Below are 15,197 nucleotides of genomic sequence, written 5' to 3' on the forward strand. Positions count from 1 at the left end.
GCGGATCATTTCCACGCCGGTCGAATCATCGGCGCTCGACACCCTGGCGACCCGCCGTCTTGGTCAGAGCCAGCCGGCGTCGCGGGCGATGCGGATCGCGTCAAGTCGGTTGCGGCCGCCGACTTTGCTGATGGCGTGGGACATGTAGTTGCGCACGGTGGCCGGCGAGAGGGCGAGTTGTCTGGCGATCTGATCGGTGGGCTTGCCGCTCTCGGCTGCCAGTAGCACCTTGCGTTCCTGGTTTGTCAGCGGGGAACTGCCGGTCTCCAGCGCGGCTGCGAGCAGGTCGGGATCGATCACGCGGTCGCCGGCCGCGACCCGCCGGATGCCATCGATGAGGGTATGGGCCGGCGCGTCCTTGACGATGAAGCCGCGTACATGGACCTTGAGCGCGCGCAACAGATTGCCGGGCTGGCTGAGGCCGGTGAGCACGAGGATTCGGCAGCCCGGCAGCTCGGCCGCGAGCTGTTCGGCCACGGCCAGCCCGTCCATGCCGGGCAGGTCGATGTCGAGCACGGCGACGTCCGGGCGGGTCCGCAACGCGGCGGTGAGCACCTCGTCACCACGGTCGAGCTCGGCGACGACCTCGAGGTCGGCTTGCAATGACAGCAGGGCGACCAGGGCGGCGCGGATGATGTGCATGTCCTCCGCGAGCAGGATTCTGATCATCGTGTCTTCCGGTCGGGAGCATGGGGAATCGAGACGCCCAGACGGAAATGTTCGCCGTCGTGGGAGGCCGTGACGGTCCCGGACAGGGCGCGGGCCCGATCCGCGAGGCCGGCCAACCCGCTGCCGCGGCCCCTGCCGGCCGAGGCACCGTCGTTGACGATCGTCAGTTCGACGGTCCCGGCTCTCGGGGCGATGGTGATCGCGCAGGTGCGAGCTCGGCTGTGGCGCAGCAGGTTGGTCACGCCTTCGCGGACGGCCCAGGCCAGGAGCCTCTCCTCCGGTGACCCGAGGTCGGCCGGGAGATCCGCGGTGATGTCGGTCTGAATGCCGGCGGTGTCGAGTAGCACGGCGGCGCCGTCGAGCTCCGATCGGAGTGACACGGAGTGTTCGCCGCGGGTGATGGCGCGAATGTCGCGCAGCGCGTCGCGAGCCACCTCGGCCATGCCCGCCACCTCCGCGCGAGCCATGAGACGGTCCTGGTCGAACAGGGCGAGCGCGAGATCGCCCTTCAGCGAGACCGCGGACAGGCTCTGGCCCAGCAGGTCGTGCAGGTCACGCGAGAGCCGCAGCCGCTCTTCGCTGACGGCCGCCGCCGCCAGCGCCGGCCGGGTCTCCCGCAGTTCCTCGACCACCTGGACCAGGAGCACCGATCCGTAGAGCGAGCCTGCGGCGACGGTCAGCGCCGCCAGGTCGTAGGCCGCGCTCAACATGCCGAAGAGCGGGCCCAGCCGGACCGCGTCGATCAACGCGGGAGCGATCAGCAGCCCGGCCGCGATGGGCAGCCACAGCTTCGGACGCGGCCGCAACAGCAGGGCGAGCGAGGCCACGCCGAAACACTGGGTGCTGACCCAGCTCCAGCTCCACCACTGCAGCGGCAGGTAGACCAGGACCATCAACAGTGCCAGCGACACCGGCCATCCCGGCGATGGGCCGCCGCGCAGGCAGGACATCGCGTGCCACACATGGAGCGCTCCGACGGCGAGGGCGATGACGACCACGAGCAGCGGGTTTCCGACGCTCGTCCCCGGTTCCTGCCCGGTGACCGTGTACGCCACCGGTGGCACCAGCCAGGCGACGGTGACCGCCACGATGAGCCACCGGGAGCCGCTCATCGGCCGCGCTCACGCAGGATGACGTCACCGTCGGCATCGATGGTGAGGACGTACGAACCGCCGGGTCGCCGAAGCAGCTGGGCCACGGCCTCCCGCACCGCCGGCCGCGCCCGCTCATCGGCCGTGGGGCGCAACGGCTGACGCGGCGCCACGACACCGACCGACACACCGGCGGCCGCCAAGAGCGCGACCGCCGTGTCGAGTTCGCGGCGTAGCGACGGCTGCTGGTAGCCGCGGATCAGGAACCGGGCGCCGGCCAGGGTCCGCCGGGACGCGGCCACGAGGTCGTCGAGTTCGGGAGTCACCGGCCGGTCCGTGACCGCCAGGGCCTGCGCCCTGTCCGCTATGGCAGCCAACTCGGCTCCGATCGAGTCGCGCAGTTCGTCGTCGACGCGCTCGCGCTCGCGTACGACCGCCTGCGCCGCCAGCAACTGCCGCGCCGATTCCAGTCGGCCGATGGAGCGCGCCAGCAACAACAGCACATACGGGCCCAGCACGGCGTTGACGCTCAACGAGCCCCAGATCCACTCCTCCGGCGCCCCCAGCAGCAGGTCGACCGGGATCGGCGCCACCAGGAGAAGCCCGTAGAGCATCGGCGACCACGGTCTGCGGACGACGATCAGCACGGCCAACGCCAGCGGCCCGAACGAGCGCGGCCACAACGGCCCGGCCCACGGAGCCAGGCCGATGATGATCAGCGCCATCGCCACCAGGAGCCACCATGCGTGCCCCGGCCGCCGGCCCTGGGTCTCCCTCCACACCAGGCGGAGGAAGAACGGCACGTACAACGCGGTGCCGATGGAGTAGATGACCAGCGGCGACCGCGACGTGGTGCTCAGAAAGACCGCGGTGATGTTCATCGCCGGCACGGTGAGGCTGAAGACCCGCACACCCGCGATGGCCCAGCGGGGCAGCCGCGCGGTCATCCGGTCCAACGTGCCCTTCACCGCCTCCGATGCGTCCCGGCGTGCCACGGCGTGCCGGGCATCGGGGGCATTCGCTGCCGCCGACGCCGAACAGGGGTGGTGCCCAGCGGCGGCGAGCATCACGGTCATGCCCGCATCCTGCACCGTCACCGGCCGCGAGAGCAGATCCAGATGTCGTCGATCACTGATGACGAACATCATCGCCTATCTGCGACTTCGGCATCTACCGGCCGGGCGGACGCGTCCTCCAGAGTTGGCCACGTCGCCGGACGACATCCCCTCACCGTCCGGGCCGGCGATCACAATCATGGAAAGGATCTGCGATGACCTCCACCGTCGCGCTCAGCGATGAGATCAAGACCGTTTTCGACCAGGTGTACGCGGCCTGGGCGGCCGGGGACGCCGACGCGTTCGCCGCTGTGTACACCGACGACGTCACCGTGGCGATGCCCGGGGTGTTCAACAAGGGGCGCACGGCCGTACATGAGCACATGGCCGCCGGGTTCGCCGGACCGCTGAAGGGTTCGCGCGGTGTCGACCAGCCCCTGGACATCCGGGTGTGGGGCGACACCGCCATCGTCGTCAGCAGGGCCGGGATCGTGCCGGCCGGCGAGACCGAGGTGCCGGACGACCGGGAGGTCCGCGCCACCTGGGTCCTCATCCGTGCGGACGGCCAGTGGAAGGTCGCGGCCTACACCAACACCCCCGCGAACCGATGACCACGCTCACCAACGTCAGCACCGGCACCGGCGCATCGGCCACCGTGCGCCGGCGGCCGATGCTGGCCGTCCTGCTGCTCGGGCAGTTCATGGGCCTGCTCGACGTGTTCGTCGTCAACGTGGCCATGCCGGTGATCGGCGTCGAACTGCCCGCGTCCGGCAGCTCGCTGCAACTGGTCGTCGGCGGGTACACCGCCGCTTACGCGATGTCGCTGGTCACCGCCGCGCGGCTGGGCGAGATCTTCGGCCATCGGCGGATGTACCTGATCGGCGTCATCATGTTCACCGCCGCGTCGCTGTGTTGCGGGCTGGCACCCGGCAGCCTGGCGCTGATCGCCTCTCGGATCGTCCAGGGCGCCGGCGCGGCCGTGATGGCACCACAGATCATGAGCATCATCCAGACCAGATTCGAAGGCCCCGAGCGAGCCAGAGCCCTGTCCGCGTACGGGGTGGTCCTCTCCATCGGCGCCGTCGCCGGACTGATCGCCGGTGGCCTGCTGGTCAACGCCGACCTCTTCGGCACCGGCTGGCGCCCGGCCTTTCTGGTCAACGTCCCCATCGGCATCCTGCTCGCCGTCCTGGTTCCGCGCCTGGTCCCCGCCGACCGGCCGGCGCGGCGCCGCGGGCTCGACCTCCTCGGACTGCTCATCGTCGCGCCGGCGGTGTTCCTGGTGGTCCTGCCGCTCGTCCTCGGACGGGAGCTGGGCTGGCCCGCCTGGACCTTCGTCGCCATCGGCGCGGGTCTCGTCCTCGCAGGCCTGTTCGCCCCCGTCCAGCGACGGGTCATGGCGCGCGGCGGCGACCCGCTGCTGGACCTCGGAGTCCTCCGCGCGCCCGGCCTTCGCGCCGGCGTAGCGACGTTGTCGGCGATGCAGGTGACTTACGGCGGGTTCCTGTTCGTCTTCACTCTGCACCTGGAGAACCGGCTCGGCGCCGGTCCACTGATGGCCGGCCTGACCTACCTGCCGATGTCAATAGCGTTCGGCCTGGTCGGATTCTGCTGGCGGCGACTGCCCCACCGCCTGCACTCCATGGTGACCCCGGCCGGTCTCGCCCTGTGCGCGCTGGCGTACTCGGCCATCGCCATCGACGGCGACCACAGCGGTCCGCTGACCTGGACCGCGTTGATCCTGACAGGAGTGGGCATGGGGCTGTCCGCCAGCCCACTGCTCACCCAGTCCTTGCGGCAGGTGCCCCACGGCCAGGCCGCCGACGCCAGCGGTCTGCTCGGCACCACCATGCAACTCGGGCAGGTCATCGGCGTCGCCGCCTTCGGGACCCTCTACCTCTCCCACGGCGACACCACCGCATTGCCCACCAGCACCCTGTGGATGGCGATCGTCAGCGTCGCCGGCGTCCTCGCCGCGACCAGACTCGCCCGAACACTCCAGTCATGATCGGTGCCGGCCGGTCGAACCATCAGCGCCGCGAGCGGCGGGGGCAGGCCTTCGCCCGGGTCAGCAGGGTGCGCATCTGCAGCACGCCGTGGGCCGGATTGCGCAGCGGGACGGGGAACGGCAGGCGCACGTCGTGGTACCCGCTCGCCCGGCTGAGGCGCAGGACGATGCCGTAGCGGTCGACCCGCAACGGGTCCACGCGGGTCACGCCGAGCAGCGACCGGTGGTCGACCAGCTGGGCCAGCAGCTCGACGGCGTCCCCGTGGGCGCCGGCGAGGTGGGTGAGCAGCTCCGCCTCGGTCGCCGCGAGCGGGTCGGGTTCGGCGGCGGTCAGCTCGTCCACCTCCAGCTCGAACCGCCGCCCGTCGTGCCCGAGCTCGGCGGTCACCGTCTCGAAGCACAGCGCCTCCGCGTTCGCGCCCTGCCCGTCGACGCTCAGCCATCCGCCCAGCAGCACGCGCGCGCGGATCCGGTCGGGCACCGACACCGGCGCGACGTCGGTGAACTCCAGCGAGGCCGCCAGGTCACCGCCCGGCGCCCGGGCGACCTCCGCGCCCACGTGGCTGCCGGCCGGCACGTTGAGCAGCAGGCGGCCGGGAGCCTCCAGCGAGTGCAGGCCGACGAGGTCGACGCGGTGCGCCTCGGTCGTCAGGGTCAGGGAGCGGGCCGCGGCGAGCACGGAGCGGACCAGCTCGGCGGGGGTCGGCTCCGCGACGGGCGCGGTGGGGTGATCGGTGGCGGACATCCAGCCTCCCTAAGTAAGGTAAGCCTAACCTTAGTCACCGAAGGGACGTCCGTGAACAGCTCGCGCCCGAAAACCAAACGCTCCCGCGCCCTGGGGATCCCGCTCACGCCCAAGTGCGTCCGCTACTTCGAGCGCCGCCCGTACCCGCCCGGCGTGCACGGGCGCGGGCGCAAGCAGACGTCGGACTACAAGACGCGGCTGCTGGAGAAGCAGCGGCTGCGCGCCCAGTACAACGTGAGCGAGAAGCAGTTGCGCCGCGCCTTCGACCGGTCCGCGCGCGGCCCGGGCCGTACCGGCGACACGCTGCTGGCCGACCTGGAGACCCGGCTCGACGCCGTGGTGCTGCGGGCCGGGTTCGCCCGCACGATCTACCAGGCCCGGCAGTTCGTCTCCCACCGGCACAACCTGGTGAACGGCGAGCGCGTCAACGTGCCCTCCTACCGCGTACGGCCCGGCTCGGTGATCAGCGTGGCCGAGCGCAGCCGGGCGATGCCGCCCTTCCGGGAGGCCGCGGCGGGCGCGCACGCGCCGGAGCGCCTCCCGGACTACCTCCAGGCCGACCATCCCCGGTTGGCCGCCCGGTTCGTACGCCTCCCGGAGCGGCACGAGATCCCGGTACGGTGCGACGTCCAGCTCGTCGTGGAGTACTACTCACGCTGACCGAGGACCTCGGGCACGGGGGCGCCCAGGCGCTCCAGGAGGGCGGCGAGCCGGTGGTCCAGCTCGACCCCGACCGCGGCGATCGCCGCGTCGCCGAAGCTCGCGAACCGCGTGCTCGGCTGGTCCACCGCGAACCACGTCCGGCCCTCGGCGTCCTCGTAGATCGCGGTGCGCAGCGGGGCGTACAGCATGACGGCCGGGTCCCGGGTGAACATCCGCTGCGCGGTCGTGTGGTCGCCCATGAGGTACTCCACGCAGTTCCACCGGTCGCCGGCGAGGTTCATGAGCGGGGTGACGTCAAAGCCCCAGTAGCGGAGGAACCCGTGCGGCGCGCTCTCCTCGGTGGCCCGCCGGACGGTCTCCCACGGCGCACCGGCCCGCTGGAGTTCGGCGAACCGATCCGCGTCGAACGCCGGCACCGCCCGCTCGTACCGTCGGCGAAACTCCCCGTAGGGCACGCCGGCGGCGACCTCCAGTCGGTTCACCTCGTGGGCGACGCTTCGGATCACAGCACGGGTCATACCCCGGTCGCACGGCCCCCGCCCACGTCAGCGCGCCGGGACGGACCAGCAACGGGTCAGGAATCACTTCACAACTTTAATCAAGCCGATAAAGAAGCGATTAACCAGCGAGTTCGATCTCTTGACGGGTCTGTTTTCCCCTTGTTTAATCACGCCATGAATTAAGCCCCAGACCGTGTGGAGACCCCAGGCCCCGCCAGAGCCGCCCGGTCTCCACTCCCCCTCAGGAGACGATCCATGAGATCTCTGCCCCGTCCCCGCGTGGCCACGGTCCTCTGGGCCATGGTCGTCGCACTCACCGTCATGTTCGTCGCCCCGCCGCGGCCCGCCCACGCGGCGGACACCCTGCTCTCGCAGGGCCGGCCCGCCACCGCCTCCTCCACCGAGAACTCCGGCACCCCCGCCTCCGCCGCGGTGGACGGCGACACCGGCACCCGCTGGTCCAGCGCCTTCAGCGATCCCCAGTGGCTCCAGGTCGACCTCGGCGCCTCCGCCACCATCAGCCAGGTCGTGCTCAACTGGGAGGCCGCGTACGCCACCGCGTACCAGATCCAGGTGTCGGCGGACGGCTCCAGCTGGAGCACCGTCTACTCCACCACCACCGGCGCCGGCGGCACGCAGACGCTGACCGTCAGCGGCACCGGCCGCTACGTCCGGATGTACGGCACCGCACGGCACACCCAGTACGGCTACTCGCTGTGGGAGTTCCAGGTGTACGGCTCCACCGGCGGCGGCACGCCCCCGCCCGCCGGCGGTGGAGACCTCGGACCGAACGTCAAGGTCTTCGACCCGTCGATGTCGAGCGGCAGCATTCAGAGCCAGCTCGACTCGGTCTTCAGCCAGCAGGAGAGCAACCAGTTCGGCTCACAGCGGTACGCGCTGCTGTTCAAGCCGGGCAGCTACAACGTCAACGCCAACATCGGCTTCTACACCTCGATCGCCGGTCTGGGCCGCAACGTCGACGACGTGACCATCAACGGCGGAGTCACCGTCGACGCCGGCTGGTTCAACGGCAACGCCACCCAGAACTTCTGGCGTTCGGCGGAGAACCTGTCGATCACCCCGTCCGGCGGGTACGACCGCTGGGCGGTCGCGCAGGCGGCGCCGTTCCGCCGCGTCCACGTCCGCGGTGACCTCAACCTCTCCCCGACCGGGTACGGCTGGGCCAGTGGCGGGTACATCGCCGACTCCAAGATCGACGGCACCGTCCAGCCGTACTCCCAGCAGCAGTGGCTCACGCGCGACAGCCAGATCGGCGGCAACCTCAACGGTGTCTGGAACATGGTGTTCTCCGGGGTGGTCGGCGCGCCCGCGCAGAGCTTCCCCAACCCGCCGTACACCGTCCTGGCCAACAGCCCGGTGACCCGGGAGAAGCCCTACCTGTACGTCGACGGCGCGGGCAACTACAACGTGCTCGTGCCGAGCCTGCGGACCAACTCGCGCGGCACCACCTGGGCGAGCGGCTCCACCCCGGGCACGTCGATCCCGCTGAGCCAGTTCTACGTCGCCCATCCCGGTGACAGCGCCGCCACCATCAACGCCGCGCTGAGCTCCGGGCTGAACCTGCTGTTCACGCCCGGCGTCTACCACGTCAGCCAGTCGATCAACGTGACCCGCGCCAACACCGTCGTCCTGGGCCTCGGCTACGCGACGATCGTGCCGGACGGAGGGGCGACCCCCATGACGGTCGCCGACGTCGACGGCGTGAAGATCGCCGGGCTGCTGTTCGACGCCGGGACGACCAACTCGCCGGTGCTGCTCCAGGTCGGCCCGAGCGGCTCGTCGGCGAGCCACGCGAGCAACCCGACCTCGATCCAGGACGTCTTCTTCCGCATCGGCGGCGCCGGGGCGGGCAAGGCGACCAACAGCCTGGTCGTGAACAGCGCCAACACGATCATCGACCACATCTGGGCCTGGCGCGCCGACCACGGATCGGGCGTCGGCTGGACCACCAACACCGCCGACACCGGCCTCATCGTGAACGGCGCGAACGTCACGGCGTACGGCCTGTTCGTCGAGCACTACCAGAAGTACAACGTCATCTGGAACGGCCAGGGCGGCAAGACGATCTTCTTCCAGAACGAGCTGCCGTACGACCCGCCGAACCAGGCCGCCTACATGAACGGGAGCACGCGCGGCTACGCCGCCTACAAGGTGGCCGACAACGTCACCAGCCATGAGGGCTGGGGCCTGGGCAGCTACTGCTACTTCAACGTCGATCCGTCGATCGTCGACGAGCACGGCTTCGAGGTGCCGAACAACTCGGGCGTGAAGTTCCACGACCTGCTCACGGTGTCGCTCGGCGGCAACGGAGTCATCAACCACGTGATCAACAGCACCGGTGCCGCCGCGCAGGGCACCGACACGGTGCCGGTGGACATCACCAGCTACCCGTGATCGCGGCGTCGGCCGGGCCGCAGGGCCCGGCCGGCGTGTTTCAATGAGCGCGAACCGGTCGGCCCGTGCCCACCATGGCTGGGTGCGGGCCGGCCGGTTCCCGGCCTCAGCCCCAGGCCAGGAACCGGTAGTGCAGCCCGGTCGACGATTCCTGCCACGCCCCGACGGAGTCCGGTGGGCGCCCCACGTCCGGTGCGTGCGTGTCACCTTCGAAGGACTCCCGGATCTCGGTGACCACGATCCGGTCCGCGAACGGCAGCGCCGCCCGGTACACCGCGGTGCCGCCCATCACCCACACGTCACCGGACACCGCGGCGAGCGCCTGCGGCAGGTCGGGGAACGTCTCCACGCCCTCCTGCGGCGTGCGCGACAGCACGAGATTGCGCCGGCCCAGCAGCGGCCGGAACCGCGGCGGGAGCGACTCCCAGGTGCGGCGGCCCATGAGCACGGCCGCGCCCGCGGTCAGGGAGCGGAAGTGCTTCTGGTCCTCCGGCAGGCGCCACGGCAGCGTGCCGTCGCGGCCGATGACGCCGTTCGCCGACTGCGCCCAGACGAGCCCGATCACACCGCCACCGGTGCCTTGATGCCGGGGTGCGGGTCGTAGCCGTCGAGCGCGATGTGCTCGTAGGTGTAGTCGAACAGGCTGTCCGCCGGCTTCAGGCCCAGCGTGGGGAACGGCCGCGCCTCGCGGGCGAGCTGCGTGCGGACCTGGTCCTCGTGGTTGTCGTAGATGTGACAGTCGCCCCCGGTCCAGACGAAGTCACCGACGCCGAGGCCCACCTGCTCGGCGATCATGTGCGTCAGCAGCGCGTAGCTCGCGATGTTGAACGGCACGCCGAGGAACAGGTCCGCGCTGCGCTGGTACAGCTGGCAGGAGAGCCGGCCGTCGGCGACGTAGAACTGGAAGAACGCGTGGCACGGCGGCAGCGCCATTCGCGGGATGTCGGCGACGTTCCACGCGGACACGATGATCCGCCGGGAGTCGGGGTTCTCGCGCAGCGTGCGGAGCACCTCGCCGATCTGGTCGACGTGCCCGCCGTCGGGCGTCGGCCACGACCGCCACTGCACGCCGTAGACCGGGCCGAGGTCACCGTCCGGCGCGGCCCACTCGTCCCAGATCGTCACGCCGTTCTCCCGCAGCCACGTGACGTTCGCGTCGCCGCGCAGGAACCACAGCAGCTCGTACGCGATCGAGCGGAAGTGGACCTTCTTGGTCGTGATCAGCGGGAAGCCGTCGGACAGCCGGTAGCGCAGCTGGTGCCCGAAGATCGACCGGGTGCCCGTACCGGTGCGGTCCTCCTTGCGGGCGCCCGTGTCGAGCACGTGGCGGAGCAGGTCTTCGTACTGGGTGTCCGGCATGCCCGTGACCTTAGTGCCCCCGCCGTACCGGGAGGGTCGCCAGCCGGTTGATGATCAGGGACGGCAGCCGTTCCAGCGACTCGGCGGGCACCGCGAGCGTGAGGTCGCCGAACCGGCGCAGCAGCGCGGCCAGCGCGATCCGGGTCTCCAGCCGGGCCAGCGGGGCGCCCAGACAGTGGTGGACGCCGTGGCCGAACGCCAGGTGGCCGCCGGCGTCGCGGGTCAGGTCGAGGACGCCGGGGTCGGGGAAGCGCGCCGGGTCGCGGTTGACCGCCAGCAGCGCGACGACGATGTTCTCCCCCGCCGGGATCCGCCGCCCGGCCACCTCGATCGGCTCGGCGGTGATGGCCGGGATCGGCACCTGCGCCGGAGAGTCGTAGCGCAGCAGCTCCTCGACCGCGGCGGGCAGCCGCTCCGGCTCGGCCCGCAGCAGCGCGAGCTGGGCGGGGTCGGCGAACAGCGCGTTCATCCCGTTGGCGATGAGGTTGACAGTCGTCTCGTGCCCGGCGAGCAGGAGCAGGTGGACCATCGAGGTCAGTTCGTCCTCGGTCAGCCGGTCCTCGCCGTCGCGGACCGCGATCAGCGCGGACAGCAGGTCGTCGGCCGGGGCACGGCGCTTGTCCGCCAGCAGCCCGCGCAGGAACGCCACCATCTCCTCCGACGCGCGGTGGTAGGCCTCGTACCCGGCGAACCGGCCCGCCAGCAGCGGCCCGGCCCACGCGCGCACGTCCTCCCGCGATCCGGGCGGCACGCCGAGCAGCTCGCAGATCACCGTGATGGCCAGCGGCGCGGCGAACGCGGTGATCAGGTCCGCCTCGCCCTCCGCCTTCAGGGTCTCCTCCAGCCCGTCGAGCAGTTCGTCGCAGATCCGCTCGATGCGCGGCGCCAGCGCCTCGACCCGCCGCCGGGTGAAGGCGGCCGACACCAGGCGCCGCAGCCGGGTGTGCTCGGGCGGGTCGGTGTTCAGCATGTGGGAGTCCAGCGCCGTCACCAGCTCGGCCGACAGCTCGGCCCCGTACGGCGAGGTGGACGCGCCGCTCTTGACCACCCGCGGGTCGGTCAGCACGGCCCTGGCCTCGGCGTGACCGGTCACGACCCAGGCGTCCGCGCCGGTCGCGAGCCTCAGGTGGTGCACCGGGCCGGCCGCGGCCAGCTCGGCGAGCGCCCGGTGCCGCGCACCGTCGCGTACGGCGATGAAAGGGTCGTCAGCGGTCGTCATGCGGCGATCCTGCCATGATCCTTCCGGAACTCGCAGCCGTCAGTGGGTCACGTAGGGGGTCAGGGCGTCACGGATCTGGCGGATGTACGGGGTGCCCTCCCGCACGCTGCCACGGGGGTCGTTCGCGTGGACGACCGTCGCCGGTGAGCAGGGGTCGCCGTTCTCGTCCTCGTCCGCGCCGAACCGGTCGCCGGAGAACCGCGCGGTGGCGACGCGTGCGCCGGTGCGGGCCGCGTACAGGGTGACGCGAAACTCCGTTTTGTACAGGTCGACGGAGTAGTTTCCCGTGGGCCCGCCGGGGCCTCCGAGCGGGCCGTCGATGGGCCCGGACTGCGCGGTGTAGTCGCAGCGCTTCACGAACGCGCCCCGGCCGGCGGTGTCGACGCACGCGACGAGCTGCACCTTCGCGGGGTCGGCCGGATCCCAGACGTCGAGCGCCCCGGCGCCGAACGCCTCCGGATGGTCCTCACGCACGTTCCAGTAGCCGTACACGAAGACCGGGTGCGGTTGCGTCGCGGAACGCGCCGCCGCCTGCTTGAAGCCGTGCGGCTTGTCGCACATGGCGCGGTAGCGGGAGACCGTGAACGGCTCGTCGTCGTGGAACAGCGCGAAGGCGCCGCCGCCGAGGACCACGACTCCGGCGAGCACGCCCGCCACGATCGTCAACCGTCTCACCCGTGATCCTTCCGCCCGGCCCACCCCCACCCGACCGTACGGCAGAGCCGCCGTGCGTCAAGTGCCCGTCGCCCGGCCGGGCGACGGTCATCGTGCGGCCGGGGCCGACTCTCGTCCACGGCCGCCCCGGCTGAGGAAGTCGGCGAGCGGCAGCGTCGCGGCGCCCACCGTGACGGCGTCCGGGCCGAGCCGGCCCAGCTCGATCGTGGTGCGTTCGACCGGGTGGCGCAGGGCGTACGCGCCGGCCGCCCGGCGCACGGCGGGCAGGGAGTGCCGGCCGAGCATGAGGCCCGCCCACCCGCTGATGATGATCCGCTCGGGGTTGAAGAGGTTCACCAGGTCGGCGATGCCGGCGCCCAGGTACTCGGCGGTCTCCTCCAGCAGCGCGGCGGCCTTCTCGTCCACGGCGCCCCGGTCGCCCTCGTCGTCGGGCGCGGCGGACGCGAGGAACGCGGCGAGCGCGGTCTCCTCGTCGGCGTCACCCGGATCGCCGCCGATCTCCGCCCAGCGTTCCAGGACGGCCTCGGCGGAGGCGTACGCCTCCAGGCAGCCCCGCGCGCCGCAGCGGCACGCCCGGCCGCGCACCTGCATCGTCGTGTGGCCCCACTCGCCCGCGCTGCTGTGCGCGCCGCCGTACAGGACGCCGTCGGTGATGATGCACGCGCCGACGCCGGAGCCGATCAGCGCGATCACCGCGTGACGCGCTCCCCGGCCCGCGCCGAACCACATCTCCGCCTGGCCGAGGGTCTTCGCGCCGTTGTCGATGAACAGCGGCACCTCCGGCGGCAGGGCGGCGGCGTCGCGCAGCAGCGACTCGATCGGCACGGCGTCCCAGCCGACGGTCTGCCCGTGCACGACCGCGCCGCCGGGCGAACTGCGGTCGACGATGCCGGGCACGCCCACGCCGACGCCGAGCAGCGACTCGGGCGCGACGTCCGCCTCGCGCAGCACGTCGGCCACCGCGTCGCGGATGAACCCGACGATCCGGTCGACGTCGTACCCGCGCGCGGCGAGCGGCCGCTCGGCGCGCGCCAGCTCGGTCAGCGCGAGGTCGAACAGCTCCACGCGCACCCGCGTCTCACCGACGTCGACGCCGATCAGGTAAGCGCTGCGGCGCGCGACGCGCAGCAGAGTGCGGGGGCGGCCTCCGTCCGAGCCGACCGAGCCGGCCTCCTCCAGCAGCCCGTCGGCGGTGAGCTCCGCGACGACGTTGCTGATCGAACCGGAGCTGAGCCCGGTGGCCGGTGCCAGTTCCTGCCGGCTGAGCGGCCCGTCGAAGTAGAGCTTGCGCAGCACGGCCGAGCGGTTGGTGCGGCGCAGATCGCGCACCGTCCGCTTCTCTCGATCCCTCATCACGGCCATCCTCCCCGATGACGCAACCTACCGCCCCCAAAGTCTTGACGAGGATCTTCTCTCACGTCTTAACTCATAACCTAAATTAACTTCCCCGCCGAAGTCGCCTCCGGAGAGGGCCCCGACCATGCGCAGGACCCGGATCACCGCTGCGATAGCAGCCATCACCGTCGCCACCGCCGCCCTGACCGCATGTGGCGGCGGCACCGCCACCGGCAACGGCGGTAACAAGAGTCCCAAGACGCTCACCTACTGGGCGAGCAACCAGGGCAAGAACCTCGACGATGACAAGCAGAAGCTCACGCCCGAACTGCAGAAGTTCGAGAAGCAGACGGGGATCCACGTCAAGCTCGAAGTGGTCGGCTGGCCGGATCTGCTCAACCGCATCCTGACCGCCGCCTCCTCGGGCCAGGGCCCCGACGTCCTCAACATCGGCAACACCTGGTCGGCGTCGCTACAGGCCACGGGCGCGCTGCTGCCCTTCGACGACGGCAACTTCAATGCCATCGGCGGCAAGCAGCGGTTCGTGGCCTCCGCGCTCGGCTCGACCGGCGCGGCCGGCAAGGACCCGGCGGCCGTGCCGCTCTACTCCCTCGCCTACGGCCTCTACTACAACAAGAAGCTCTTCAAGGACGCCGGCATCGCGAACCCGCCGGCCACCTGGTCCGAGCTGATCACCGACGGCAAGAAGCTGACCGGCGGCGGAAAGTACGGCCTGGCCATCGAGGGCGCGAACAACGCCGAGAACATCCACCACGCGTACATCTTCGCCAAACAGCACGGCGGGGACTTCTTCGACGCCTCCGGCAACCCGACCTTCACCTCCCCCGGTGCCGTCGCGGGCGTCAAGCAGTTCGTCGACTTCATGGCCAGCGACAAGATCACCGCGGCGGGCGACGCCGAGTACGCGCAGAACCAGTCGCTGGAGGACTTCGCCAAGGGCAAGGCCGGGATGCTGCTCTGGCAGGCCGCGGGCGTCCAGCTCGCGCAGCGCGGCATGAAGGCGGACGACTGGGGCATCGCCCCGGTGCCCGTGCAGTCCGGCGCGCCGGGCCAGGGCACCCAGGTCGACACGATGGTCGCCGGCATCAACCTCGCCGTCTTCAAGAACACCCAGAACCGCGACGGCGCGCTGAAGTTCGTCAAGTTCATGACGAGCGACGAGGAGCAGAAGATCCTCAACGGCAAGTACGGCTCGATCCCGCCGGTGACCTCCGCGCAGTCGGACCCGCAGTTCTCCAACCCGGAGCAGACCGTCCTGCGTCAGGGTCTCGCCAAGAGCGCCGTGGCGCTCCCCCAGGTGGCGAAGGAGTCGCAGTTCGAGGACGTGGTCGGCCCCGCGCTGAAGGACCTGTTCGCCGACGCCGCGGCCGGCCGGCCGGTCACCGACGACTCGGTCCGCAAGCGCCTTGAGAAGGCCCAGCAGCAGATGGCGGGCTGAGGTC

15 protein-coding genes are annotated in these 15,197 nt (G+C 71.2%); 5 read left to right on the forward strand and 10 right to left on the reverse strand.

Translation table 11 applies throughout. From position 1 onward, the window contains the following. Positions 1-63 precede the first annotated feature (63 nt). Genes ACQEV1_RS43370 through ACQEV1_RS43380 form a run of 3 tightly spaced genes read right to left on the reverse strand, consistent with a single transcriptional unit; the run spans position 64 to position 2,836 of the window. Complete coding sequence (locus ACQEV1_RS43370; RefSeq protein WP_285627441.1) at positions 64-669, reverse strand: response regulator transcription factor; 606 nt, start codon at positions 667-669, stop codon at positions 64-66. Then, complete coding sequence (locus ACQEV1_RS43375; protein ID WP_433402708.1) at positions 666-1,781, reverse strand: sensor histidine kinase; 1,116 nt, start codon at positions 1,779-1,781, stop codon at positions 666-668. The genes ACQEV1_RS43370 and ACQEV1_RS43375 overlap by 4 nt, the downstream gene beginning before the upstream one ends. Then, on the reverse strand, positions 1,778-2,836 hold the full coding sequence (locus ACQEV1_RS43380; protein WP_433402711.1) for a hypothetical protein: 1,059 nt from the start codon (positions 2,834-2,836) through the stop codon (positions 1,778-1,780). Before ACQEV1_RS43380 ends, ACQEV1_RS43375 begins: the two co-directional genes overlap by 4 nt. Before the next feature lie 194 nt (positions 2,837-3,030). Between ACQEV1_RS43380 and ACQEV1_RS43385 the strand changes: the two genes are divergently transcribed. Both ACQEV1_RS43385 and ACQEV1_RS43390 read left to right on the forward strand, forming a co-directional pair. Then, on the forward strand, positions 3,031-3,426 hold the full coding sequence (locus ACQEV1_RS43385) for an SgcJ/EcaC family oxidoreductase (protein WP_433402714.1): 396 nt from the start codon (positions 3,031-3,033) through the stop codon (positions 3,424-3,426). Beyond that, complete coding sequence (locus ACQEV1_RS43390; protein WP_433402717.1) at positions 3,423-4,823, forward strand: MFS transporter; 1,401 nt, start codon at positions 3,423-3,425, stop codon at positions 4,821-4,823. The genes ACQEV1_RS43385 and ACQEV1_RS43390 overlap by 4 nt, the downstream gene beginning before the upstream one ends. Before the next feature lie 22 nt (positions 4,824-4,845). Here ACQEV1_RS43390 and ACQEV1_RS43395 read toward each other — a convergent pair whose 3' ends face one another. Continuing rightward, positions 4,846-5,568 carry a DUF2470 domain-containing protein gene (locus ACQEV1_RS43395; protein WP_433402720.1) on the reverse strand — a complete coding sequence of 241 codons (723 nt, stop codon included), beginning with the start codon at positions 5,566-5,568 and terminating at the stop codon, positions 4,846-4,848. A 51-nt stretch (positions 5,569-5,619) separates the two neighbouring features. Between ACQEV1_RS43395 and rpsD the strand changes: the two genes are divergently transcribed. Then, positions 5,620-6,228 carry a 30S ribosomal protein S4 gene (rpsD, locus tag ACQEV1_RS43400; protein WP_433402722.1) on the forward strand — a complete coding sequence of 203 codons (609 nt, stop codon included), beginning with the start codon at positions 5,620-5,622 and terminating at the stop codon, positions 6,226-6,228. Here the strand turns inward: rpsD and ACQEV1_RS43405 are convergent. Then, positions 6,216-6,737, reverse strand: coding sequence for a DUF302 domain-containing protein (locus ACQEV1_RS43405; protein ID WP_433402725.1), 522 nt, complete (start codon positions 6,735-6,737; stop codon positions 6,216-6,218). The genes rpsD and ACQEV1_RS43405 overlap by 13 nt on opposite strands. Before the next feature lie 249 nt (positions 6,738-6,986). On the opposite strand from ACQEV1_RS43405, the gene ACQEV1_RS43410 reads away from it, so the two are divergent. Then, a complete protein-coding gene (locus tag ACQEV1_RS43410; protein ID WP_433402728.1) occupies positions 6,987-9,146 on the forward strand; it encodes a discoidin domain-containing protein in 2,160 nt (719 codons plus the stop codon). 106 nt (positions 9,147-9,252) lie between these two features. On the opposite strand, the gene ACQEV1_RS43415 is transcribed toward ACQEV1_RS43410, so the two are convergent. The 5 genes from ACQEV1_RS43415 to ACQEV1_RS43435 all read right to left on the reverse strand — a co-directional run bounded on the left by ACQEV1_RS43415 (position 9,253) and on the right by ACQEV1_RS43435 (position 13,752). Then, positions 9,253-9,711: a dihydrofolate reductase gene (locus ACQEV1_RS43415; protein WP_433402731.1), complete on the reverse strand. Its 459-nt coding sequence runs from the start codon at positions 9,709-9,711 to the stop codon at positions 9,253-9,255. Further along, positions 9,708-10,505: a thymidylate synthase gene (locus ACQEV1_RS43420; protein ID WP_285627415.1), complete on the reverse strand. Its 798-nt coding sequence runs from the start codon at positions 10,503-10,505 to the stop codon at positions 9,708-9,710. Before ACQEV1_RS43420 ends, ACQEV1_RS43415 begins: the two co-directional genes overlap by 4 nt. A gap of 10 nt (positions 10,506-10,515) precedes the next feature. Continuing rightward, complete coding sequence (locus ACQEV1_RS43425) at positions 10,516-11,724, reverse strand: cytochrome P450 family protein (protein WP_433402734.1); 1,209 nt, start codon at positions 11,722-11,724, stop codon at positions 10,516-10,518. A 39-nt stretch (positions 11,725-11,763) separates the two neighbouring features. Next, on the reverse strand, positions 11,764-12,399 hold the full coding sequence (locus ACQEV1_RS43430; protein ID WP_433402736.1) for a hypothetical protein: 636 nt from the start codon (positions 12,397-12,399) through the stop codon (positions 11,764-11,766). Positions 12,400-12,486: 87 nt separating this feature from the next. Then, positions 12,487-13,752 carry an ROK family transcriptional regulator gene (locus ACQEV1_RS43435; protein ID WP_433402739.1) on the reverse strand — a complete coding sequence of 422 codons (1,266 nt, stop codon included), beginning with the start codon at positions 13,750-13,752 and terminating at the stop codon, positions 12,487-12,489. A gap of 127 nt (positions 13,753-13,879) precedes the next feature. On the opposite strand from ACQEV1_RS43435, the gene ACQEV1_RS43440 reads away from it, so the two are divergent. Beyond that, positions 13,880-15,193 carry an ABC transporter substrate-binding protein gene (locus ACQEV1_RS43440; RefSeq protein WP_433402742.1) on the forward strand — a complete coding sequence of 438 codons (1,314 nt, stop codon included), beginning with the start codon at positions 13,880-13,882 and terminating at the stop codon, positions 15,191-15,193. Positions 15,194-15,197: the final 4 nt, after the last annotated feature.

Source organism: Actinoallomurus sp. CA-142502 (assembly GCF_050936355.1).
Taxonomy (GTDB): domain Bacteria; phylum Actinomycetota; class Actinomycetes; order Streptosporangiales; family Streptosporangiaceae; genus Actinoallomurus; species Actinoallomurus iriomotensis.